This window comes from uncultured Pseudosulfitobacter sp. (assembly GCF_963976325.1).
GTDB lineage: Bacteria > Pseudomonadota > Alphaproteobacteria > Rhodobacterales > Rhodobacteraceae > Pseudosulfitobacter.
This window is the reverse complement of record NZ_CAXBJW010000012.1, coordinates 20,405-43,282: the sequence shown is the minus strand read 5'-3', so window position 1 is coordinate 43,282 and position 22,878 is coordinate 20,405. Positions and strand designations below refer to the sequence as shown.

Here is a 22,878-nt window from a genome sequence, read left to right as displayed (position 1 = left end):
CTTTGACGCGCGGCTACAGGACCGGATCGTGCCCGCCATGCAGGAACACCTGTCGATCATCGCAGCGCTTCAGGCCGGCGACACGCAAAAGACCATCGCCGCCATCGACCTGCATCTGGTGCAGACCCTGCGGTGGTGGGGGCTGTAAGCTCAGCCTTTGACCGCCGCCCACTCTGACGCATCCGGTGCCGTCACGCGCGGCATCAGCGACAGCAACTCCGTGGTATAGGGATGCTTGGGCGCCTCGAAAATATCTTCCGCTGCGGCCAGCTCTACCAGCTTGCCCGACTTCATCACGCCCACGCGGTCGCACATCTGGCGGATCACCGGCAGGTCGTGGCTGATGAACAACAGCGTCAGCCCCAGCTCGGCTTGCAGGTCTTTCAGCAGGTTCAGGATCTGCGCCTGGATCGACACATCCAAGGCCGAGGTCGGCTCGTCACAGATCAGGAACTGAGGCCGCGTCGCCAGCGCCCGCGCAATGGAAATCCGCTGCCGCTGTCCGCCGGAAAACGCATGGGGATACTTGTGCGCGGCATCGGCCCCCAGCCCCACGTGGTCCAGCAGGTCCGCCACCACGCTCTGCGCTTCGCTGCGGCTGCCGGCCAGACCATGGTGCAGGATCGGCTCGGCCACGATGTCCCCCACCCGCATCCGCCGGTTCAGCGATGAAAACGGGTCCTGAAAGATCATCTGGATCTGCTGCCGCACCTTGGCCGTGATCGGCTGCGCATTGGTGCCGCCGATCACCTGCCCGTCATAGACCACCTGCCCGACGCTGGGCGTGTACAGCCCCGCGATCATCCGCGCCACGGTGGACTTGCCCGATCCGCTTTCACCCACCAGCCCGAACGTCTCGCCGCGCTTGATGTCAAAGCTCAGGTCGTCCACAGCCGTAAAATCGCGCCGCCAGGCCGGAATGATCGACCGGTGGCTGACAAAGCGCATGGTCAGGTTGCGTGCGTCCAACAGGGTCTGGTCGCCACCCTGCACCGCCTTGCCCCGCCGTCCCAGCCAGTGGGTCGACAGATCAATCACCTGCCGCTCTTCGGGCGGCGCGCCGTCTTCGCGGTAATCCAGTTGCGGAAACCGCTCCAGCCGCGCATCGGCACGCGGCACGGCCGACAACAGGCTTTGGCTATAGGCATGACGCGGGTGCGCCAGAACGGTCTGCGTGTCGCCGGTTTCCACGATCAACCCGTGGTGCATCACCGCCACGCGGTCGGTGACTTCGGAAATCACGCCCATGTCATGGGTGATGAAAATCGCGCCCACGTTCCGCTCGCGGCACAACCGCCGCAACAGCGACAGGATCTGCGCCTGCACCGATACATCCAGCGCCGTCGTCGGTTCGTCACAGATCACCAGATCGGGGTTGGCGCACAGCGCCAGCGTGATCACCACCCGTTGCCGCATCCCGCCCGAAAACTGGTGGGGGTATTCGTTCATCCGCTGCTCGGGGTTCGGAATGCCCACCTCGGCCAGCAAGGCCACCGCCTGCCGCAACGCCTCGGCGCGGCTGGTGTCGCTGTGCTGACAGATGGTTTCGGCAATCTGGTCGCCGATGGTCAGCAGCGGGTTCAGGCTGGTCATCGGGTCCTGAAAGATCATCCCGATCCGCCGCCCGCGAATGCGCCGCAACTCGGTCTCGGAACAGGTGTCGATGCGCTTGCCATCAAACCACACCTCGCCGCCCGCGATCCGCCCGGGCGGTTCCAACAGGCCGATCACCGCGTTGCCGATGGTCGACTTGCCCGCACCGGATTCACCCACGATGCCCACGATTTCACCGCGTGCAATGCTCAGGTCGATGCCGCGCACCGCCTCGACAGTACCCCGACGGGTGTCAAAATCTATCTTCAGATTGCGCAGATCCAAAAGGCTCATGTTATCATCCCAACGTCGGGTTAAGGGCGTCGCGCAGCCAGTCACCGACCAGATTGACGGTCAGCACCAACAGCGCCAGCGCGGCACCGGGGAAAATGGTGATCCACCACGATCCCGAAAACAGGTAATCGGTGCCGCCGTTGATCAGCGTGCCCAGAGACGGCTGGGTCGGCGGCACACCAACCCCCAGAAAGGACAGCGTCGCCTCGGTCAGGATCGCACCCGACAGGTTCAGCGTGGCAATCACCATGATCGGCCCCATGACATTGGGCAGGATGTGGCGGAACATGATCGTCAACTGCCCGATCCCGATCAGCCGCGCCGCCAGCACATATTCCTGACTGCGCTCGACCATGGTCGACGCGCGCACCGCCCGCGCAAACTGCACCCAGTTCGACAGGCCAATCGACAGGATCAGCACCAGAATGGCCACCTTGTCCATGGTCGACGGCGGCGCGATGGCCCGCAAAATGCCGCTGATCAACAGCGCGACAAGGATCGTCGGCAGCGCCAGTTGCACCTCGGCGATCCGCATGATGACCGCATCCATGAACCCGCCGCGATAGCCCGCGATCAGCCCCGCAGTCACCCCGATCACCAGCGACAGCGCCACGCTGGTCACCCCGATGAAAATCGACATACGGCTGCCGTACAGAATGGTCGAAAAGATCCCCCGCCCCACCGCATCGGTGCCCAGCGGATAGCGTCCATCGCCGCCTTCAACCCATGCCGGCGGCAGGTTGGAATCGAAAATGTCGATCGACGCCATGTCGTAGGGATCATGCAACGCAATGACCCCCGCCCCCAGCGCGGCCAAGATCATCACCAACGCCCCCAACGCCGCAATCACGGTCACGGGCGATTCAAGAAAGCTGAGCATCAGGTCGCTTTGGCGGATACGCTGCCAACGCGTGACAGGTGGTGCATAGACAGAATTACGCATGTGCGTTCCCCTTCAGCGCCCCGGACCGCAGACGCGGGTCGATGGCATAATAGGTCAGGTCGGTGATCAGGTTGATCACCACGAAAAAGAACGCGATCATGATCAGATAGGCGGACATCACAGGAATATCGACCTGCTGGATCGCCTGCAAAAACAGCCGCCCCATGCCCGGCCACTGAAAAACGCTTTCGGTGATGATGGCAAAGGCGATGACCGCCCCCAATTGCAGCCCGATCACCGTCACCACGGGCATCAGCGTGTTTTTCAGCGCATGGCGAAAGTGCACCACCCGGTCACGCAAGCCCCGCGCGCGGGCGAACTTGATGTAGTCGGTGCGCATCACGTCCAGCATCTCGGCGCGCACCAGCCGCATCACCATCGTGGTCTGGAACAGCGCCAGCGTGATCGACGGCAGGATCAGCGCCCGCAACCCCGAGGTGGTCAGAAAACCGGTGGTCCACGCGCCGCCAAACACCTCGGTCGTCTCGCCACGCCCAAAGGACGGCAACCAGCCCAGCACGACCGAGAACAGATAGATCAGCATGATCCCGATCAGGAAGGTCGGGATCGAGATTCCCACCAGCGACACCGCCATCAGCCCCCGCGCGATCCGCCCGTTGCGGTGCAGACCAGTGTAGACGCCCAAGGGTATCCCCAGCAGGATCGACAACAAGACCGATGTGCCCGCCAGCTCGAAGGTGGCGGGCATACGTTCCTGCAACAGCACGCCCACGGGGCGCTTGTGGAAATAGGACACGCCGAAATCGCCCTGCACCGCGCCGCTGACATAGCGCCAGAACTGCACCGCCACGGAATCGTTCAGCCCCATCATCTCGCGCAGCCGTTCGATCTCGGCCTGCGAGGCATCCTCGGTGACCATCTGGCGCACCGGGTCACCGACGAAATCAAACAGCGCAAAAGCCACGGCTGCGACAACGAACATGACGATAAACGACTGGGCCAGACGGCCCGAGATATAGCGGATCATAGCGTACCTTCCGACAGAAAAACCGGGGACCAGATCAGCCTGGTCCCCGGAAGTCAGCGGCCCGCAACCGGGCCGCCGGGGAGTGGCTTAGCGGGTCATCTTCGCATCGGCGTAGTTGAAACCGTCATCGGCCCGCTGTTTGACCTCGACACCGTCCCGCACACCCCAGACCACGGTCTGTTGGTGCAGCGGCAGGTAATAAACCTCGTCGTGCACGATCTGGTAAGCTTCGGCGATCAGGGCATCACGCTTGGCCGTGTCGGTTTCGCTTTCCACCAATGCGACGATCTCGTCGATACGCGGGTTGGAAAAGTCGCCGTTGTTGATCCGGCCACGGCCCGACGCCTCGTCCCAGCTTCCCATCAGGTTGAACAGCACCGAATAGCTGTCCAAACCGCCGGGCGTCCAACCCATCATGTAAATGGCGAACTCTTGCACGGGACGGCCCACGACCTTCCAGTACTGGCTGACGTTCATGGTGCGCAGGTCCACCTGAATGCCCACACGCGCCAGCATCGACGCCACGGCCTGACAGATCTTTTCGTCGTTCACATAACGGTTGTTGGGGCACACCAGCGCAGTCCTGAACCCGTCGGGATAGCCCGCTTCGGCCAGCAGCTTGCGCGACGCTTCGGGGTCAAAGGGATACCGCTCCATCTCGCCCGCGGGGGCGAACAGCAGCGGCGAAATCAGCGTCGCCGCAGGCTCGGACAATCCGTTCATCAGCTTGGACTGGATGCCGTCAATATCAATCGCCTGATACAGCGCCAGCCGCACGCGCCGGTCCTTGAACGGATTGGTCGGCGTGTCCGTCAACAGCGCCACATCGCGGTTCTGGTCCATGCCCAGCATCATGGTGCGCAGTTCCGGCTGGATCAGCACCTGCGTGCCCTCGTTGGCATTCACCCGGTCGATGTCTTGCAGCGGTACGGGGAACATCATGTCGATCTCGCCCGACAACAGCGCCGCCACGCGGGTGCCGTCCTGGGTGATCGGCGTATAAATCACACGGTCCAGATTGTCCGTCCGCTCGCCCCACCAGCCGTCGAACGGCTCGAACACGGTCCTGGTCTCGGGCTGGCGTTCGGTCACCATGAACGGGCCGGTGCCGTTCGAATGCAAACCCGCATAGCTTTCGATGTTTTCCACCGTGTTCGACGGCACGGTCGCGCTGTTTTCCTCGGACCATTCCTTGTCCATCATATAGATGCTGGTCCACATGTTCGGCAGGATCGGGTTCGGCTCGGCGGTGTGAAAGTCGATGGTGTAATCGTCCACCTTGGTCATTTCGGTGACCATGGTCACACGGTCGCGCAGGAACGAATATTCGTTGCCCACCCGCCCCATGGAAAAGATCACGTCGTCGGCGTTGAAATCGTTGCCGTTCTGAAACTTGACCCCTTCCCGCAGATGGAACCGCCAGGTGGTCGGGTTGATCACCTCCCAGCTTGTGGCCAACCCCGGCGCCAGCGACATATCCGACGCGCGCATCACCAGCGGCTCATAGACGTTGCCCAGAATGGTCAGCGGCAGCGCGCCGGTTGTGCCATGCGGGTCCAGGTTGGCAATATCCGCCTGCGAGGCCCACTTCAGCACGTTTTCCTGCGCCATGGCCCCCTGCCCCGTCGCAAGCACAACCGCCGTGGACATGGCCAGCGCGGACATAAGTTTCGAATGTTTCATGTTTCTCTCTCCCTGAAAGATGTCAGCGTTTCGCTGACAATTGATCCTCGACCAGGGCGGCAAAATATGACGCGCCAATGGGCAGGATCTCGTCGTTGAAGTCATATGCTGGATGATGCAGCTGGGGATCGTCCGCCCCCTTGGCTGAACCGACATGGATATAGGCACCGGGCAGAACCGCCAGCATCTCGGCAAAATCCTCTCCGCCCGCCACCGGCTTTTGATCGCGCACAATAGCGTCGGACCCCAGTATAGACGAAATCGCCCGGTCTGCGGATGTCGCCTCGGCGGGGGTGTTGATCGTGGGCGGACAGCCCATGCGATATTCCAGATCCAGCGTGACGCCGTAGGCCACCTCGATGCCCTTGCAAATCTCTTGCACCCGCCGCCGCACGGTTTCGCGCACGCCGGGATCGAATGTGCGGATCGTCGCGTGCAGCTCGGCGCTTGGCGGGACCACGTTGACGGCTGTGCCCGCGATAAAGCGGGTCACGTTCACCACGGCCACCTCGATGGGGTCGATGTTCTTGGTGCACAGATGCTGAAACGCCGTGTGCAATTGCAGGCCCACCGCGATGGGATCGTTACCGTTGTGCGGGCGTGCCGCGTGGCTGCCCTTGCCGTGGATCACGATCTTCATCGTGTCGACCGCCGCCATCACCGCCCCGGCCCGCACCGATGCGGTGCCGACAGGCCGGTTGGGCGCGTTGTGCAAGGCCCAGACGCTGTCGCACGGGAACTGGTCAAACAGCCCCTCGGCAATCATGCGCTTGGCCCCTGCCCCGGCTTCTTCGGCGGGCTGGAAAATGAAATGCACCGTGCCCGAAAAATTGCGCGTCTCGGCCAGATACTTGGCGGCCCCCAGCAACATCGTGGTGTGCCCGTCATGACCACAGGCGTGCATCACGCCGCTGTTGGTCGACCGGTACGGCAGGTTGGTCTGTTCCTCCATCGGCAGCGCGTCCATATCGGCCCGCAACCCGATCGACCCGTCCCCGTCACCGCCGCGCAGCACCCCGATCACGCCGGTCTGGCCCAGACCGCGATGCACCTCGATCCCCCAGCTTTCCAGCCGCTCCGCCACCAGGTCGGATGTCCGTTGTTCCTGATAGTTCAACTCGGGATGCGCATGAAAATCGCGCCGCCATTCGGTCATCTCGTCGTGCATTGCAGCGATCTGTGGAAGTGTCGGCATCCGAGAAAGGCCCCCCCTTTAAGGTTTCCGTTCCTCGCAGCCTAGCCAGTCGCCATTTTCATTGAAAATACCGATTGGCCGCCAAGATATAACTTTGGGTAATGTTACATACCAAAAACCAATGCATTTTTGGCAAAGCCCTGCGCGCCGCCAGATCGAAACCGGCAGCGTCCAGATGCAGGCCCGCCCGAGGCGTGCAAAAATTCAAACGGTGTGCGCCCGTCAGCGCCGCGCCTTACCGGCCCGTTTTGGCGCGCCAGGCGTCAAACTTCTTCTGGTTTTCTTCCAGGGTGCAGGGATACAGCCCGATGATCGGCGCGCCTGCCAAAACTTCTTCCAGCACGAAATCCTCGAACGCTTCCATGCCTGCACAGACCTCGGCAATTTCGTCGGCCAGATGCGCGGGGATCACCATGACCCCGTCGCCGTCCCCCACGATCACGTCACCGGGAAACACCGCAACCCCGCCGCAGCCGATGGGCACGTTGATGTCCAGCGCCTCGTGTTTGGTCAGGTTGGTCGGGGCCGAAGCCCGCGCGTGAAACGCAGGCATGTCCAGCGCGCCAATCCCCGCCGCATCGCGCAGACCGCCGTCGGTGACCACACCGGCACAGCCGCGCACCGCCATCCGTGTGATCAGGATCGACCCGGCGGTTGCCGCAGTGGAATCCTGTCGCGCGTCCATCACCAGCACATGCCCCTCGGGACAGGTTTCCACCGCCACCCGCTGCGGATGGTCGGCGTTGCGGAACACGTCCAGTTGGTTGCGATCCTCGCGCGCGGGAATGTAGCGCAGGGTAAACGCCTGCCCCACCATCCGCTCGGCCTTGGCCGACACCGGCACGACGCCTTGGATGAACTGGTTGCGCAGACCGCGCTTGTACAACTGCGTCGCAATCGACGCGGTGCCGGTGCGCTTGAGTTGCGCCTTGGTGGCGTCGGACAGGATGTAATCGCTCATGGGGAAATCCTTGGTACAGATGCAGGCTGTGGGTTGGCTTTCTAACTAATATATTAGTTTGCACACCGCAAGGATTATGCGGCAAAGCACCTGCGTGCGGCTGTGCCACCTTGCATCCAGCCCTGTATTTCTGGCAGGGCCTTAGACTAAGTAATTGTTTTTGTTTTATAATTGCGAGGGTAACCCATGGGTTACCACCCCTGCCCCGCCATCAAGGTAACCCGTGGGTTACCCTCAGCACCTGGCCGCCGGGGTAACCCATGGGTTACCGCCTGTCACAGCGGTTTGACCGACGGCCCGCCGCGCAGCTCTTCCTCGAATGCCTTGATCGCACGCTCAAGCTGGGACTTGGGGATCGCTGCGAAGTCGTCCTTGCTGACGATCCGGCACTCGCCCCGCCGCGCTGTCACCTTCAGGCTGCCCACGTGAAACTCGAACTTTTCCCGTGGCTCCAGCTTTTTCTTCGGCGTCTGCGGGGTTGATTTCGCCGCGTCGACAAAGGCCGCCAGCGCCTTGTTCTGCTCTTCGGCGGTCCGGCACGTGGCCAGCTTTTCGCGCAAGGCTTCAGCCGCACCTTGGGTCTTGAACGCCCGCGACACATCCACACCCAGGTTGCGCGACACCGCCTTGGGGAACGGCAGCACATCGCCCAGCTGCGACAGCAGGAAGACAAAGCTGCGGATGTAGGATTTTTTCATCTTGTGCAGCGAGCCGTACAGCCGCGCCACCAGCGCATCGGGGTCCGGTTCGCCCACCGCGTCGTCCTGCGCGGCGGTGATGACAACCTGCGCCATCTCGGCAAAGGTCAGATCCTCGCGCACCACGTTTTCCTCGACCATGTCGATGTACCGCGCCAGCCGCCCGTCATCGCCCCGCTCGATCCGCGCGATGATGGTACCGAACCGCGCATCGCCGGTTTCGGCCAAAAGCTGCGACAGCGCGGTGAACCGGCGCCAGCCTTTCTTAAGCTGATAGCTGCCATCAGGTCCGGGATAAATCTCGATCGGCTCTTTCTGACCGCGTTCCCGAATGGATGCCTTCAGCTCTTCCATCTCGTCCGAGGCCGCGACCGCCTCAAGGTCCATCCGGTCGCGCGGCAGATCATCCGTCGCAATCTGCGACAGCTCCAGCGACATCAGAACCCGCCCCTCGTCCTGGGCGGCGCGAAACGCTTCGGCATCCACGGCGTTCTGCCGGCGCTTTTCAACCTTGGCCTCGGTGGCATCCGTCAGGCTTTCTGCCGCCTCGCGCACCGCGGCCCCCATGGGGCCAACAGACCGTTCCCGCCGCTGCGGTGGTTCGGTTTCCAAAGGGGCGAACCCGAATTTGTTGCTCTTGGCCATCTCATGTCTCTCCCTTGTCTGCGGTGCGATCCCAGGCCGTCAGCATGGTCGCCCTGAATTCCTCATACGCCCGGTCGAAACTTTGCCGTGCCCGTTTCCAGGTTTCGCGGGTCATCTGCCGATAGTCCTGTTCGTAAACCGACATCTGGAACCGGCCCGATTGTTCGACCGCACGGGTCATTTCAATCGGGTTCTGGCAAACGTCCGCGCCGAACACATTGCGAAAGGCGTCCATCATCGCAGAATGCAGCGGGTTGTTGGTTTCGAACCGGGTCATGAGAATACGAATGTCCATAAACTGTTTAGGAAGCGTTATCCCCGCGTCCGCCGCCAGCTTGCCGAACCCGTCGGAAATATCCTCCATCGCGTCGCCCAATTGACCCAGATAGCTGGTGGTGGAATCGTATTCCCAATAGCCGGGACCCGAGGGGATATAGAGAATGTCCGCCGCAAATGCCGCGTTCAGGGATTGATAGCCGATGGCCGGCGGGCAGTCGAAAATGATAACGTCATATTGGTCGTCAGGCAGTTCATCCAGGTAACGGGCGACGCAGCCAAAGAACGACCACGCCTTGTGCAGCGCGCGGTATTGCGCGCTGGCGAATTCGACAAAGGCCGCGTTGGCGCAGCTTGGGATGATGTCGATGGTGGGCCAGCATGTCGGCTGGATAAAGTCCTGCGTTCGCTGCGCGCCGATGCTTTGCACGTCTTCGGGCAATTCATCGGCGGCGGGGTAGGGGCATTCCTCGGGCAGGTCATAGCTGTTCATGATCCGGTCGGCCTCGCGGCACAGATCGCGGCACATGATGCCCCAGACGGTGTTGCCTTCCTTGACCTCGACCAGCCCCATCGAATGGGTCAGCGTCGCCTGCGGGTCAAAGTCGATGCACAGCACGCGGTAGCCATCCAAGGCGGCGGCATTCGCCAGGTGCTGCGCCACGACGGTCTTGCCGACGCCCCCCTTGAAGTTGGACACAGCCACGCGGATCGCGCGCCCATCGGGCCTGCGGGGCAGCAACGTCTTGCCGCGGAACCGCAGGCGGCGGCGCAGTTCGTTGATCTCTTTCAGCGAAAACCAGCGCTGGCGGCCGTCGTCCTGGGTTTCCCCTTGCGGCAAGGTCGGGTCTTCGGCCAGTTTCTTGCGCAGGGTGTCGGGGGGAATGTCGAACATGAACTGGCTGATTTCCCAGATCGAAAACGGCCGCAGCGCCTTGACCACGCCGGGGTCGAATGTCGCGCGGCGCACAGAGGCCTGTTGTGCCAGGCTGCGCGCGTTCATGTCCTGTAGGTCTGAATGATCTCTCATGATACTGCTCTTGTTATTTGGATATTTTTCTTCAATAACGGGATATGGCTGAATTGGCAAAACCAAACTTTTCCAATTCCGCTCCTGTTAATCCGCCGGGTTCTTTGGATCACACGAAAAAGAACATATATTTAGTGACACAACGGTGCGGTTCAGTCTCTATTTGGTGACATGAGGACCGCGATACAGTGACATAGAGGTGTCACCCTATACCATGTATACCTGATTCATTTATTCTTTTGGGTAATTCGTGTATTTTGAGAGGCGTTGACAGAAAACGGGATTTTATGCACTTATCAACCTCAATGAGAATCGGCCCGCAGATGGCCGCCATTGAGAGGCGAGACAGTGAGACCAACATGGAACCCAAGCGACTGACAGGACCCGGTGCGGGGTCTATGAAGTATGATGTGCTGACCGCGCTGGTCGTGTCGGGTCTGCACGGATCGCCCGCCCAGCAAATTTCGATGACGCGGCTCTGTGCCCTGATCACGGCCCGGTACAACTGGAAGCTGGATCATTTCTGCGTGGGCCAGCCCGAAATGGCGCGGATGTGGCATGTGACCGAACGCACCGTGAAACGCGAGATCAAACGTTGGGTCGATGACCGTCTGCTGATCTGCGTACGCAAAGGCGTGCGGGGCAGGGTGGGGGCGTACCGGCTGAACATGCTGCGGGTGTTCGAGATGTCGCGGGACGTCTGGACCGCCGTGGGGACGGACTATGCCGAGCGCATGGCGGAACTGGACCCGGCGCAACGGTCGTCGGTGGTGAAGGTTGATTTTACCAAACCGGTGCAAGAGGCGGCAGCGCCTGATGATGGCACGTCGTGGTATGCGGTGTCGGAACGGCTGCGCGCGCTGTATCCCGAAAAGCACCGCAACTGGTTTGCGCCGCTGCGGTTCGTGTCGGACGAAGGTGGCGTTTACACGCTGGCCGCGCGCAGCGGGTTCGTTGTGCGGTATCTGGAGACACATTTCAGCACGGTCATGGCCGAGGCCGTGATGGCCGAAGTGGGCCTGGGCAGGCGCATTGTTTTTGTTGTGGAGGGGTGAGCAGGTGGCGTTTTGCGGCACCTGACCCTGGAATTATCGGACATAACAAGGCCCGACACTTTGAGGCGGTTTAGGCGTAATTATCTGGATAAAAGCGCCGCCGCAAACTAGGCTTGCTTTATGAAACCTGCACCGGTCACACCTGTCGTCGCCACCGACACGATACCCCATATGCCTGTCTGGGTCACCTCTGTGCGTGGGCAAACCCCCGAAGATGTGGCGTTTTTGTCGGGTGCGGCGCTGGCGCATCTGCATCTTGTGGTGCACGCCGACGCGGTCCCCCAGCCCTTGTTTCGGGACCGTCTTGCCTTGGGCGCTGCCGAGGCCTGTGTGGTGTTCACAGGACGACCCGAACGGGCGGCTGCGTTGCGCGATGCGGTGCACCTGATGCGGCCCGGTGACTTGCCCGGCCCTGCGGGAGAAACCTTGGTAAGCTGGCAGCGTGCGGTCGCGCGGCCGGTGTCTGTCGGAATGCTGGCCCGTGCGCTGCCCGGAATGGATGCCACGCAGATCGCGGGGTGGCTGGACGCGCAAGAGGGCGGGCCGGTGACCCGCGCGGCGATGGTGTTGCAGGCGGTTCTGGCCGATGCCCCGCGCGCAGAAACCGCCGCGCTGATCCTGGCGGATGCGGCGCTGGCGCGGGCCCTGGGGTGGACACATATGGTGCCGCTGCTGGCTGCCGGTTTGAAACGGGCCGATCTGGGTAAGGGGGATGCGGATCTGGAAATGGCGTGCCACCGGGCGGTGACGGCGTCGGTGTCACATGCTGCGCGCATCGCGGGCGACCTTGCGCGGCGGGCGGCGCATTTGCAGGCCGTCGCACCCAAGTTGCGGGCCAAGGCGGCGGGTGCCGCGGTGCAGATGTTCCTGACGCGCGATGCGGTCGCCCCTGCGGGTTTGCCATTGCCGGACAGGGCGGCGCGGCGGCTGTGTGACCGGCTGGTGTCCCTGGGTGCGGTGCGCGAATTGACGGGGCGTGACACGTTCCGGCTGTACGGGGTGTGAGTGTGAAACAGAACCCGCCCGAACTGGACCGCGAACTGGCTGAGCTGCCTGCGGACCTGCGCTGGCACGAATGGATGCGCCGGATCGAGGCGGTGCTGTTCGCCGCGTCCAGCCCGGTGCCGCGCGAAAAGCTGGCGCGCGTGGTGGGGCAGGGGGCGGCGGTGGATCTGCTGGTCGAGGATCTGGCCGCCGATCTGGAAGGGCGGTCGTTCGAGGTGGCCAAGGTTGGCGACGGCTGGATATTGCGCACGCGGGTCGCTTACGGGCCTGCGATCCGGTCCGCCGCCGAGGCGGGCGCGCAGGTTCTGGACCTGAGCGAATTCGACATCGCGGTTCTGGCGGCCATCGCCTATCACCAGCCGGTCACCCGTGACGGGTTAAAGGACATTTTTGGCAAAGAGATCGCCCGCGACCTGATTGGTCGTCTGGACGCCCAAGGGCTGATCGGAACCGGCCCACGGTCGCCCCGACGCGGCGCGCCCTATACCTTTGTGACCACCGACCGGTTTCTGGTGGCCTTCGGGCTGGAAAGCCTGCGCGACCTTCCCGACCCTGAGCAGTTGGAAGATGCCGGGCTGCGTCAGGCGTAGGGCCATCAGAAGAGAGACTGTACAGGGAAACAGACGGGCGGTTTTCTGTAAAACGGCCCGTCTTTGGTGTTTTGCAAATGATGGCTACAGCACGAAGTCATCCACGCTCAGCGCGCCCACGTCCGTCAGCCAGATGCGCATATCGGCGCTGCCGTTGGCGTCGGTGTCGACCTGGATATAGGTCCGCCCGTTGCCCGCGATGTCATAGCGGACCTCGTTTGCGGTGCCCGAAAACGCTGCCGTTCCGACAAACGTCAAACCCGATGCCACGCCGGTTAGGTCGATCACGTCAATGCCAACCTCAAAGTCCTGGATCACATCGGACGCACCGGTGCTGCTGTCTTGTTTGATGTCATAGACAAAGGTGTCGGCGCCCGCGCCGCCGCGCAGGACATCGGCCAGACGGCCGCCTTTGATTTCGTCCTCGCCGTCGCCGCCACGGATGGTGTCCTTGTCGCGGCCCCCGTTCAGGGTGTCGTCGCCTTCGCCTCCGAACATCTTGTCGGCCCCGTCGTCGCCGATCAACTGGTCGTCGCCCATGCCACCGGACACATAGTCGCTGCCCAGGCCCCCGCGCAGGTCGTCGTCACCGCCGCGCCCGTACAAGCGGTCGTTGTCGTCGCCACCGTCAAGAAAGTCCGCGCCGGCGCCGCCGGTCAGGGTGTCGTTGCCTGCGTCACCATAGACGGTGCCGCCCAGGTTGCCCAAGGTGGCGGTGTCGTCGCCAGACCCAAGGGCCAGCCCGCCGGTGATGATCCCGTTGCCGATGCCGGTATAGATGTCGTCGCCGCTTCCGAATTCGACATCGCCAAAGATCGTGCCGGTGTTGGACAATGTGGTGGTGTTGCGCAGAACGAGATTTCCATTGATTTCGCCCGAGTTGTTCAGAAGGTTCAGGCTTGCGCTGCTATAAAGTGCATCTGCGCCAATGCCTTCGATCAGGCCCGAATTGTTCAGACGGAATTCGGCACCGCCGGCATTGAGGATCGTCGCGTATATAACCGAGCTTGTGATTTGTGGTGCGCCGCTGATGATACCAGTGTTGACCACCTCGCGAATATCGTCGCCGTCGGCTGTGGCATTGAAGATGATCGCACCCTGACCGGACTCGCCGAACGAGCTGATGCTGCCGTGATTGATGACGGTGGCCTCGCCGCCCTGAAAATATATGCCCGCTTGCTGCGCTGAAATCTCGCCGTAGTTGACGACCACATTGTCGTCCCCCTGCCGGATCGTGATGCCGTCCTGGGTGCCGTGAACGTGCGCGCCTTTGGCCAGATAAATATATGTATCGTTGTTTTGGGTGGAATTGGACCACAGGTTGATGCCTGTCGTGCCGTACAGGCCGCCACGCACAGTGACGGTGATGCCGTTATTGACCCCTGCCACGTCTGTGAAAATGGCGTTTGTTGTCGATGTGATGTTCACGCCGTCCATGACGAACACGTCGTCAGATGTTTGAACGTCATAAGCGGTGGAGGTGCTGGTCAGAATGTATTCGATGGCCATGAATTGCCCTTTCCAAAAAAATTGCGCGGTAATTGCACAAAGTTTGTTGCAAAATTCGCCTGTCTCATAGGGGAAAAGTCGATTTTGGCCGTCACCCACGCAAAAGGGCCGCGCCTGTTCTGGCGCAGCCCTTGCGTGAAAGTTTTGTGAAAAGCGGCAGGCGCAGACAGCGCCCGACGGCAGTTCAGCCCATGCGGTCGCTGCTGTAGGCGCCGGGCGACGGCGGGAACACCACGGTTTTGTTGCCGTTCAGGAACACGCGGCGGTTGGCGTGGGCGTGGATGGCGCGGGCCAGCACCTGGGCCTCGACATCGCGGCCCAGTGACACGTAATCGCTGCCGTTCTGGGCGTGGGTGACGCGCACGGTGTCCTGTTCGATGATCGGACCTTCGTCCAGGTCGGCGGTGACATAGTGGGCGGTGGCCCCGATCAGTTTCACGCCGCGATCAAACGCCTGCTTGTAGGGGTTGGCCCCCTTGAACGACGGCAGGAACGAATGGTGGATGTTGATGATGCGCCCCGACATTTTCTTGCACATGCTGTCCGACAGGATCTGCATGTAGCGCGCCAGCACCACCAGATCGGCGTCCACGTCTTCGACCACTTCCATGATCCGCGCTTCGGCCTGCGGTTTGTTTTCCGGCGTCACCTTGATGTGGTGGAACGGGATGTCGTGGTTGACCACGACCTTCTGGTAATCGGTGTGGTTGGAAATGACCGCCACGATGTCGATGGGCAGCGCGCCGATGCGCCAGCGGTACAGCAGGTCATTCAGGCAGTGGCCAAACCGCGACACCATGATCACGGCTTTCATCTTGGTGGTTTCGTCGTGGAACGACCAGTCCAGGTCCAGCGGCTCGGCCACGGCGCCAAAGTCGGCGGTCAGCGTTTCCAGCGTGGCGTCCAGTTCCGAGGCAAAGCCCACGCGCATAAAGAACTTGCCGGTGTGCGTGTCGTCGAACTGTGCACTGTCCAGAATGTTGCACCCGTGGTCGGCCAGAAAGGCCGAGATGGCAGATACGATGCCACGGCGCGAGGCGCAGCTAACGTTCAGGCAATATTTGGTCATCGTCAGAAATCCTAATCTTTGGGCGCGGTGGATCGAATGCGGCCCCCGTGCCGACACCTATGCGCCAGCGGACGCGATGGGCAAGGATGCACAACGGCGCGGTGCGATGGAAAAACGACACGCGTTGCAAATTTTGCGCGTGCGTCGGGAATTTGGGCATGGGGCAGGGTGGCGAAATGGAATGCGGTGCTTGAAAAAGTAAGGAATCAGGGGCGCGCGTTGCGGCGCGCCAAAGGGGGATCGGGCTGAGGTGCCCGCCGTGTCCTGGCAATGCCACTGAAACAAATAGTTCAAGAAACCATCACATGGGTGTCGCACAGCAGACCGATAAGGCGCCGAAACGTGCCCTGATCCGCGGGGCCGTCATCTGCAAAGGTTTGCCTCATGCTTATTCACCGCCGCCACGCTCTTGGACTTTTGGGGGCCGCTGCCGGCTCTTTGGCTATGCCGGGGCTGTCGTTCGCACAATCCCAGCGCCGCACAGTCACCGTTGCCGTTCAAAAGATCACCAACAACAACACGATGGATGTCTGGAACGAACAGTCCAACGTCGGGGAACGCGTGTTTTTCCCCAACCTGTGGGAAGGTCTGATCAACCGCAACTGGATGGGCGATCAGGGCGGCGTGCCCGGTCTGGCGACAAGCTGGAAGCGTCTGGATGACAAGACCATCGAGCTGAAGCTGCGCGAAGGCGTGAAATTCCACAACGGCGACGAAATGACCGCCGACGACGTGGTGTTTTCGTTCTCGGACGAACGTGTGTTTGCAGGCACCCAGCCCGATGGCGGCGAAACGCTGTATGCGGACAATTTCAAGCCCAAGACAGACAAGGAACTGCCCGCCGGTGTGCCCGGTGTGGGCCGTCGTCTGTGGCCGGCGCTGCGCGGTGTCGAAGCGGTGGACAAGTACACCGTGCGGTTCCACAACGCATCGCCCGATGTGACGCTGGAAGGGCGCCTGATCGCCTTTGGCTCGCAAATCGCCAGCCGCCGCGCGTGGGACGAAGCCGCGACATATGCCGACTGGGCCAACGCGCCCGTGACCACCGGCGCCTATAAGGTGCAGGAATACCGCCCCGACGTGTCGCTGACACTGGTGGCACACGATGACTATTGGGGTGGCCGCCCGCCGCTGGCGGAAATCCGGTTCCTGGAAGTGCCCGAAGTGGCCAGCCGCGTGAACGGTCTGCTGTCCGGCGAATACGATTTTGCCTGCGACCTGCCGCCCGACCAACTGGATGCCGTGCGCAACACCGCCGGGCTTGAGGTGCAGGGTTCGACCATTCTGAACCACCGCATTCAGGTCTTTGACAAGGTGCACCCGGTCCTGTCCGACCCGCTGATCCGCCGCGCCATGACCCATTCGATCGACCGCCAATTGATCGTGAACGCCTTGTGGGACGGCCAGACCAAGGTGCCCGCAGGTCTGCAATTTGAATTCTACGATGATATGTTCATCAAGGGCTGGACCGCCCCCGAGTTCAACCTGGAAATGGCACGCGATCTGGTGAAACAGTCCGGCTATCAGGGCGATGCAATCCCGTTCCGCGTGCTGAACAACTATTACATCAATCAGGTTTCGAACGCGCAGATCATGGTCGAGATGTGGAAGCAGGCGGGTCTGAACGTCGAAATCCAGATGGTCGAAAACTGGGGTCAGGTGCTGGAAGACAACGACACACGCGGCATCCGCGACTGGTCGAACTCGGCCACGTTCAACGATCCGGTGTCGTCGATTGTGGCGCAGCACGGGCCGAACGGATTGCAGCAGCAGCGCAACGAATGGTCCAACGTCGAAATGAACGAGCTGTCGAACTTCATGCAGAAATCGACGGATCGCGGCGCGCGCAAAAAAGCGTTCGCGCGGATGCTGGAAATCACCGAACGTGAAGATCCCGCATTCCAGGTCCTGCACCAGAACTGCGTGTTCACCGGCATGAAATCGGACCTGAACTGGAAGGCCGCACCGGCCTTTGCGATGGATTTCCGCGCCGACAACTGGAACGCCTCCTGATCCAGAACGCGATCACGTGGCGCGGCAATCCTGCGGCGCCACGTGGCATTTGAAAGCCTGATATGTCCTATGTTTCGATACGTGATCTGAAAGTTGCCTTTGACGGTGTTCAGGTCCTGCACGGCATCAACCTTGACGTCGCCAAGGGCGAGGCACTGGGGCTGGTGGGTGAATCCGGCTGCGGCAAGTCGGTGACGTGGCTGGCCGCCCTGGGCCTGTTGCCGGGCAAGGCGTCGGTCAGCGGATCGGTGACCGTCGAAGGCCAGCAGTTGATCGGCACCGGACGCGCCGCCGTCGAGGGGGTGCGCGGTGGCCGGATCGCGATGATCTTTCAGGACCCGTCGTCGTCGCTGAACCCGGTGCGCACCGTCGGTCACCAGATTGGCGAAAGCCTGCGGTTGCATCGCGGCATGGACCGCCGCGCAGGCCGGATTGAGGCGGTGCGGCTGCTGGATATGGTCGGCATTCCGGGCGCTGCGAAACGGGTCGATCTGTACCCGCACGAGTTTTCCGGCGGCCAATGCCAACGTGTGATGATCGCCATGGCGCTGGCAGGCGCGCCGGATCTTTTGATCGCGGATGAACCTACCACGGCGCTGGATGCCACGATTCAGGCGCAAATCCTTGACCTTCTGGCGACACTGCGCCGCGAAACGGGCATGGGCATGGTGTTCATCAGCCACGATCTGGGCGCGGTTGGTGCGATCTGTGACCGTGTGCATGTGATGTACGCAGGCCGGATTGTCGAAAGCGGTGCCATCGGCCCGATGTTCGACGCACCGCGCCATCCTTATACCCGTGGCCTGTTCGACGCGATCCCGCGACTGGACGGCACGCGCGACCGGCTGATCCCGATCCACGGCACCGTGCCAGACCCGCGCCATATGCCCCAGGGCTGTGCCTTTGCCCCGCGCTGTGCCAAGGCGCAGGCGTTCTGCAACAGCGACGTGCCCGCGTTGAAACCACAACAGGATGGCCGGCAGTTGGCCTGTTTCTATCCGGTGACGGCGCCCGCGACCGGCACTGCTACCACCGACGAAAGGCTGCCCGCATGACCGCATTGCTGCAAGCGCGCGGGCTGGTCCGCTGTTACGAGGGCCAGAAATCGCTGTTTCACAAGGCCGCGTCGGTGCGGGCGGTCGACGGTGTCGATCTGACGCTGAAGGCTGGTGAGACGCTGGGCATCGTCGGGGAAAGCGGGTCGGGCAAGTCGACGCTGGGCCGGATGCTGCTGGGCATTGATGCCCCGACCGAGGGGCAGGTGCTGTTTGACGGCCAGCCGATGCCGCCCTTGCACACTGCCCCGTGGCGGGCGTTGCGCGCACAGATGCAGTTTGTCTATCAGGACCCGTTGGCCGCACTGGACCGGCGGTTGACCATCGCCCGCCAGATCGGCGAGCCGCTGGAAATTCACGGGCTTGCCACCGGCGTCGAGCTGACCGAACGCGTGGCCGAGCTGATGGCGCAGGTGGGTCTGCGGCAGGATCAGGGCGCGCGCTATCCGCACGAGTTGTCGGGCGGTCAGCGCCAGCGGGTGATCATCGCCCGCGCATTGGCCACGTCGCCCCGTCTGCTGGTCTGTGACGAGCCGGTGTCGGCGCTGGATGTGTCCATTCAGGCGCAGGTGGTCAACCTGCTGCGCGACCTTCAGGAACGCCACGGGATCGCCATGGTGTTCATCAGCCACGACCTGAAAGTCGTGCGCAACATCTGTGACCGTGTCGCGGTGATGTACCTTGGCCGGATCGTGGAAGAGGCCAGCTCGGACCAGATTTTCGCGCAGCCCGAACACCCCTATACCCAAGCGTTGGTGTCGTCGGTGCCGGTGCCGGGCAAACGGCTGCAAGGCCGCATCTTGCTGAAGGGCGAGCCGCCAAACCCCGCGCAGCGCCCCGCGGGGTGTGCGTTCCATCCGCGTTGTGCGGCGGCTGTCCCAAGCTGTGCACAGGCGGTTCCGTCCCTGCAAACCATCGCCCCCGCGCGCCGCGCCGCCTGTCACCTGCTGGACGCGCCCCGCGCCGGGCGGGCCGCCTGATGGTACGCTGCATGACCCCGAAAGCCATGATATGCTAAGCTATTTTGTTACCCGTCTGTTTCGTGCGGCCCTGACGATCCTGTTGGTGATGACCTTTGCCTTTGTCGTGCTGCGCCTGTCGGGCGATCCCGCGTCGATCCTGCTGGGGCCGGATGCGCCCACCGACAGCATTGAGGCGTTCCGCGCGCAATGGGGTTTGGACGATCCGATCTGGAAGCAGTATCTGGCCTATCTCAAATCCCTTGCCCAACTTGATTTCGGCGTGTCCATGCGCGACCGCTCTCCGGCGATTGATCTGGTGCTGGAACGGGTGCCCGCCACGCTGGCCCTGACCGTGCCGACGCTGTTGATCCAGCTTGGCGTTGGTATCCCTGCCGGTGTCTACGCGGCGCTGCACCGTGAATCGGTCGCGGATCGGGGGGTTATCATGCTGTCGATCTTCGGCTTTACCATTCCGTCGTTCGTGATGGGGCTGGTGCTGGTGCTGGTCTTTGCCGTGACGCTGGGGTGGCTGCCGTCGGGCGGGCAGGACAGTTGGCAACACGCGATCCTGCCGATTGCCACCATGTCGGTTGGCGGCATCGGCATCCTTGCGCGGTTCTCGCGGTCGGCGATGATCGAGGTGATGGGCCAGCCCTATATCCGCACCGCCATGGCCAAGGGGCTAAGCTGGCGCGACGTGGTGTGGAAACACGCGTTGCCCAATGCCTCGGTGCCGATCGTCACCATCGTCGGCTTTATGGTCGGGTCGCTGATCGCGGGGGCCGTGGTGGTCGAAAGCATTTTCTCATGGCCCGGCATCGGCAGGCTGCTGATCGTGTCGGTGTCGAACCGTGATCTGGCGGTGGTGCAATGCCTGCTGCTGGTGATCGCGTCGGCCATGGTCATCGCCAACCTGTGTGTCGATTTCGCCTATGGCCTGCTGGACCCGCGTCTGCGGGCCAAAGCCGCCGCACATTAAAGGACAGTGATATGACCGCTCAGGCAACAAACATAACCGCGGCCCCGACGCTGGTCCGGCGCTTGCGGTTCAGGGTGCCGCTGCTGGTGGCCTTCGGGCTGGGTTGGCTGGGGCTGATGGTGTTTACGGCCGTCTTTGCCGATGTCATCCGCCCCTATGACGTGACGCAGATGGACCTGTCGGCGCGTCTGGTCGGCCCGCTGAGCCCCGGCCATTTGCTGGGCACGGACGAGCTGGGCCGCGATGTGCTGTCGCGGCTGATCCAGTCCATTCGCGTGTCGCTGGTGATCGCCTTTGGCGCGACGTTGCTGTCGGCGTTTTTCGGCACCACGCTGGGCTTTCTCGCGGCGCAGTTTCGCGGCACGGTCGAACACCTGATCCTTGTGCTGGCGGATTTTCAGGCGGCGCTGCCGTTCCTGATCCTGTCGCTGGCGGTGCTGGCGTTCTTCGGGTCGTCGATGACGCTGCTGGTGGGGCTGATGGGGTTCTATGGCTGGGAACGGTACGCCCGCATCTCGCGCGGGCTGGCGATTTCGGCGGGCGCACAGGGCTATGCGTCGGCGGTGGTGCAACTGGGCGCGAACCCGTCGCGGGTGTACCTGCGGCACATCCTGCCCAACGTCGCCTCCACCCTGATCGTGTCGATGACCCTGACCTTCCCCGAGATCATCCTGATGGAAAGCGGCCTGTCGTTCCTGGGCCTGGGCGTGCAGCCCCCCGAAAGCTCGCTGGGCAATATGGTCGGCTTTGGCCGCGAATATCTGACCCGCGCGCCGTGGATCATGCTGGGGCCTGCCTTTGTGATCATGATGACGACGCTGTCGATCTCTTTGGTCGGGGACTGGCTGCGCGACAAGCTTGACCCGACCATTCGCTGACAAAGGACACCTGACGTGACCCAAATTATCGCCCATCGCGGCGCACGCAATCTGTGGGCGGAAAATTCTCTTTCGGGGTTCCGCAATGTGGTGGAACTGGGCGTGGGGGCGGTGGAATTCGACCTGCATCTGGGCGCAAGCGGCGAGGTTCTGGTGATCCATGACGCCACGCTGGACCGCACGACAACCGGCACAGGGCCGGTGCGCGCGCTGACCGACGACACCCGCCACAACCTGCGCCTGATCGGCCCCGACGGCGAGATTGCCGAAGGCGTGCCGACCCTGACCGAAGTGCTGGACATCCTTGCCCCCGTGCCGGGCCTGCGGCTGTTCCCGGAGATCAAGGCAGACGAGAACGGGGTCTACGACCCCGCGCTGATCGCCGCCACGGTTCAGACACTGCGCGCCTATGATGTGGTATCACGCACGGTTCTGCACAGTTTCGACACCGGCGTGCTGCGCATGATCCGCGACACGGCACCGGAATGCGCGCGCAAGGTTTCGGTCAACCGCGATTGGGTCGACCGGCAGGGTGGCGTCCGGGCGTTCTTTGGGGGCTTGGGTGATCTTGCCGGTTTGGTGGCCGTGCATCATGAACTGTTCGAGGCTGAATTCGACCTGATCACCAACTTGTTTCCGTTGGAGCAGATGGGCGTCTGGACGTTGAACGACCCCGACCTGATTGCACGTTGGTTGGGCCGCGGTGTCGGTTTTCTAACCACCGATGACCCGCGACTGGCGCACAGGATCATGGCGCAGGAGATGGCGATATGACTGCCATAGAGCTGGTCATTTTCGACTGTGACGGTGTGCTGATTGACAGCGAAGCGATGGGGGCCACTGCCTTGGCCGGCGCCATTTCCGATGCGGGCGTGCCGATGACGACGCAAACCGCCGAGCGGACGTTTTCCGGCGCAGGACGGGATGAAACCCACGCATTGATCGCCGGGCTGGGGCTGGATGCAACGCACGTCCTGACCGACGCGGGCGCCCGGCTTGAGGCCTTGTTCGCCCAAGGCGTTCCGCCCGTGCCCGGGATGCACCGCCTTCTGGCCGCGCTGGATGTGCCGGTTTGTGTCGCGTCCAACAGCGGCGTCGACCGTTTGCGCGCAAGCCTTGGCCGCACCCCGCTGGCTGCCTTTTTCGGCCCGCATATCTATAGCGCTGAACACGTGCAGCACAGCAAGCCGGCGCCGGATCTGGCACTGCACTGTCTGGCGCAGATGAACACTGCCGCAGATCGCGCGGTGTTCATAGATGACAACATTCACGGCATCCGCTGCGCCCGCACCGCCGGTGTTCTGGCCATCGGTTTTGTCGGGCCGACCGATCATCGCCCGAACCATGCCGACACGCTGCGCGCGGCCGGGGCCGACCATGTGGTGCATGGTGCCGAACAGCTTGGCGCTTTGCTGGCCCGTCTGACCTAACGCCGCGTTGCCGTCACCCTCTGAGCT

20 protein-coding genes are annotated in these 22,878 nt (G+C 62.6%); 10 read left to right on the top strand and 10 right to left on the bottom strand.

Going from position 1 to position 22,878, the window contains the following annotated elements:
* Nucleotides 1–150: 150 nt before the first annotated feature.
* The 8 genes from AAC077_RS17835 to AAC077_RS17800 form a co-directional block, all read right to left on the bottom strand.
* Nucleotides 151–1,887 carry an ABC transporter ATP-binding protein gene (locus AAC077_RS17835; RefSeq protein WP_339772484.1) on the bottom strand — a complete coding sequence of 579 codons (1,737 nt, stop codon included), beginning with the start codon at nucleotides 1,885–1,887 and terminating at the stop codon, nucleotides 151–153.
* A gap of 4 nt (nucleotides 1,888–1,891) precedes the next feature.
* Complete coding sequence (locus AAC077_RS17830) at nucleotides 1,892–2,830, bottom strand: ABC transporter permease (protein WP_339772481.1); 939 nt, start codon at nucleotides 2,828–2,830, stop codon at nucleotides 1,892–1,894.
* Nucleotides 2,823–3,818, bottom strand: a complete 996-nt coding sequence (locus tag AAC077_RS17825; protein WP_037929005.1) for an ABC transporter permease — start codon at nucleotides 3,816–3,818, stop codon at nucleotides 2,823–2,825. The genes AAC077_RS17830 and AAC077_RS17825 overlap by 8 nt, the downstream gene beginning before the upstream one ends.
* A gap of 87 nt (nucleotides 3,819–3,905) precedes the next feature.
* On the bottom strand, nucleotides 3,906–5,501 hold the full coding sequence (locus AAC077_RS17820; protein ID WP_339772450.1) for an ABC transporter substrate-binding protein: 1,596 nt from the start codon (nucleotides 5,499–5,501) through the stop codon (nucleotides 3,906–3,908).
* Between the two features lie 22 nt (nucleotides 5,502–5,523).
* Nucleotides 5,524–6,696 (bottom strand): M20 aminoacylase family protein, encoded by a 1,173-nt coding sequence (locus AAC077_RS17815; RefSeq protein WP_339772448.1) that lies wholly within the window; start codon nucleotides 6,694–6,696, stop codon nucleotides 5,524–5,526.
* A 235-nt stretch (nucleotides 6,697–6,931) separates the two neighbouring features.
* Nucleotides 6,932–7,657: a ribonuclease activity regulator RraA gene (locus AAC077_RS17810; protein WP_339772445.1), complete on the bottom strand. Its 726-nt coding sequence runs from the start codon at nucleotides 7,655–7,657 to the stop codon at nucleotides 6,932–6,934.
* Between the two features lie 275 nt (nucleotides 7,658–7,932).
* Nucleotides 7,933–9,000 (bottom strand): ParB N-terminal domain-containing protein, encoded by a 1,068-nt coding sequence (locus AAC077_RS17805; RefSeq protein WP_339772443.1) that lies wholly within the window; start codon nucleotides 8,998–9,000, stop codon nucleotides 7,933–7,935.
* Nucleotide 9,001: 1 nt separating this feature from the next.
* Entirely contained in the window at nucleotides 9,002–10,306 is a 1,305-nt protein-coding gene (locus AAC077_RS17800; RefSeq protein ID WP_339772441.1) for an AAA family ATPase, read from the bottom strand.
* A 398-nt stretch (nucleotides 10,307–10,704) separates the two neighbouring features.
* On the opposite strand from AAC077_RS17800, the gene AAC077_RS17795 reads away from it, so the two are divergent.
* The 3 genes from AAC077_RS17795 to AAC077_RS17785 all read left to right on the top strand — a co-directional run bounded on the left by AAC077_RS17795 (nucleotide 10,705) and on the right by AAC077_RS17785 (nucleotide 12,956).
* Nucleotides 10,705–11,361, top strand: a complete 657-nt coding sequence (locus AAC077_RS17795) for a DnaA N-terminal domain-containing protein (protein ID WP_339772439.1) — start codon at nucleotides 10,705–10,707, stop codon at nucleotides 11,359–11,361.
* 120 nt (nucleotides 11,362–11,481) lie between these two features.
* Nucleotides 11,482–12,366: a DUF1403 family protein gene (locus AAC077_RS17790; protein WP_339772437.1), complete on the top strand. Its 885-nt coding sequence runs from the start codon at nucleotides 11,482–11,484 to the stop codon at nucleotides 12,364–12,366.
* The gene (locus AAC077_RS17785) at nucleotides 12,363–12,956 is read left to right on the top strand and encodes an SMC-Scp complex subunit ScpB (protein ID WP_339772434.1); all 594 of its coding nucleotides are present in this window, start codon (nucleotides 12,363–12,365) and stop codon (nucleotides 12,954–12,956) included. Before AAC077_RS17790 ends, AAC077_RS17785 begins: the two co-directional genes overlap by 4 nt.
* 84 nt (nucleotides 12,957–13,040) lie before the next feature.
* On the opposite strand, the gene AAC077_RS17780 is transcribed toward AAC077_RS17785, so the two are convergent.
* Nucleotides 13,041–14,465: a calcium-binding protein gene (locus AAC077_RS17780; RefSeq protein WP_339772431.1), complete on the bottom strand. Its 1,425-nt coding sequence runs from the start codon at nucleotides 14,463–14,465 to the stop codon at nucleotides 13,041–13,043.
* Nucleotides 14,466–14,649: 184 nt separating this feature from the next.
* On the bottom strand, nucleotides 14,650–15,534 hold the full coding sequence (gene purU / locus AAC077_RS17775) for a formyltetrahydrofolate deformylase (RefSeq protein WP_339772428.1): 885 nt from the start codon (nucleotides 15,532–15,534) through the stop codon (nucleotides 14,650–14,652).
* A 384-nt stretch (nucleotides 15,535–15,918) separates the two neighbouring features.
* Between purU and AAC077_RS17770 the strand changes: the two genes are divergently transcribed.
* The 7 genes from AAC077_RS17770 to AAC077_RS17740 all read left to right on the top strand — a co-directional run bounded on the left by AAC077_RS17770 (nucleotide 15,919) and on the right by AAC077_RS17740 (nucleotide 22,851).
* A complete protein-coding gene (locus tag AAC077_RS17770) occupies nucleotides 15,919–17,547 on the top strand; it encodes an ABC transporter substrate-binding protein (RefSeq protein ID WP_339772426.1) in 1,629 nt (542 codons plus the stop codon).
* 62 nt (nucleotides 17,548–17,609) lie between these two features.
* Nucleotides 17,610–18,602 carry an ABC transporter ATP-binding protein gene (locus AAC077_RS17765; RefSeq protein WP_339772424.1) on the top strand — a complete coding sequence of 331 codons (993 nt, stop codon included), beginning with the start codon at nucleotides 17,610–17,612 and terminating at the stop codon, nucleotides 18,600–18,602.
* Nucleotides 18,599–19,582: an ABC transporter ATP-binding protein gene (locus tag AAC077_RS17760; protein WP_339772421.1), complete on the top strand. Its 984-nt coding sequence runs from the start codon at nucleotides 18,599–18,601 to the stop codon at nucleotides 19,580–19,582. The genes AAC077_RS17765 and AAC077_RS17760 overlap by 4 nt, the downstream gene beginning before the upstream one ends.
* 31 nt (nucleotides 19,583–19,613) lie before the next feature.
* Entirely contained in the window at nucleotides 19,614–20,543 is a 930-nt protein-coding gene (locus tag AAC077_RS17755; RefSeq protein ID WP_339772418.1) for an ABC transporter permease, read from the top strand.
* Between the two features lie 11 nt (nucleotides 20,544–20,554).
* On the top strand, nucleotides 20,555–21,421 hold the full coding sequence (locus AAC077_RS17750; protein WP_339772416.1) for an ABC transporter permease: 867 nt from the start codon (nucleotides 20,555–20,557) through the stop codon (nucleotides 21,419–21,421).
* 15 nt (nucleotides 21,422–21,436) lie between these two features.
* A complete protein-coding gene (locus AAC077_RS17745; RefSeq protein ID WP_339772414.1) occupies nucleotides 21,437–22,195 on the top strand; it encodes a glycerophosphodiester phosphodiesterase family protein in 759 nt (252 codons plus the stop codon).
* On the top strand, nucleotides 22,192–22,851 hold the full coding sequence (locus AAC077_RS17740; protein WP_339772411.1) for an HAD-IA family hydrolase: 660 nt from the start codon (nucleotides 22,192–22,194) through the stop codon (nucleotides 22,849–22,851). The genes AAC077_RS17745 and AAC077_RS17740 overlap by 4 nt, the downstream gene beginning before the upstream one ends.
* Nucleotides 22,852–22,878 lie beyond the last annotated feature (27 nt).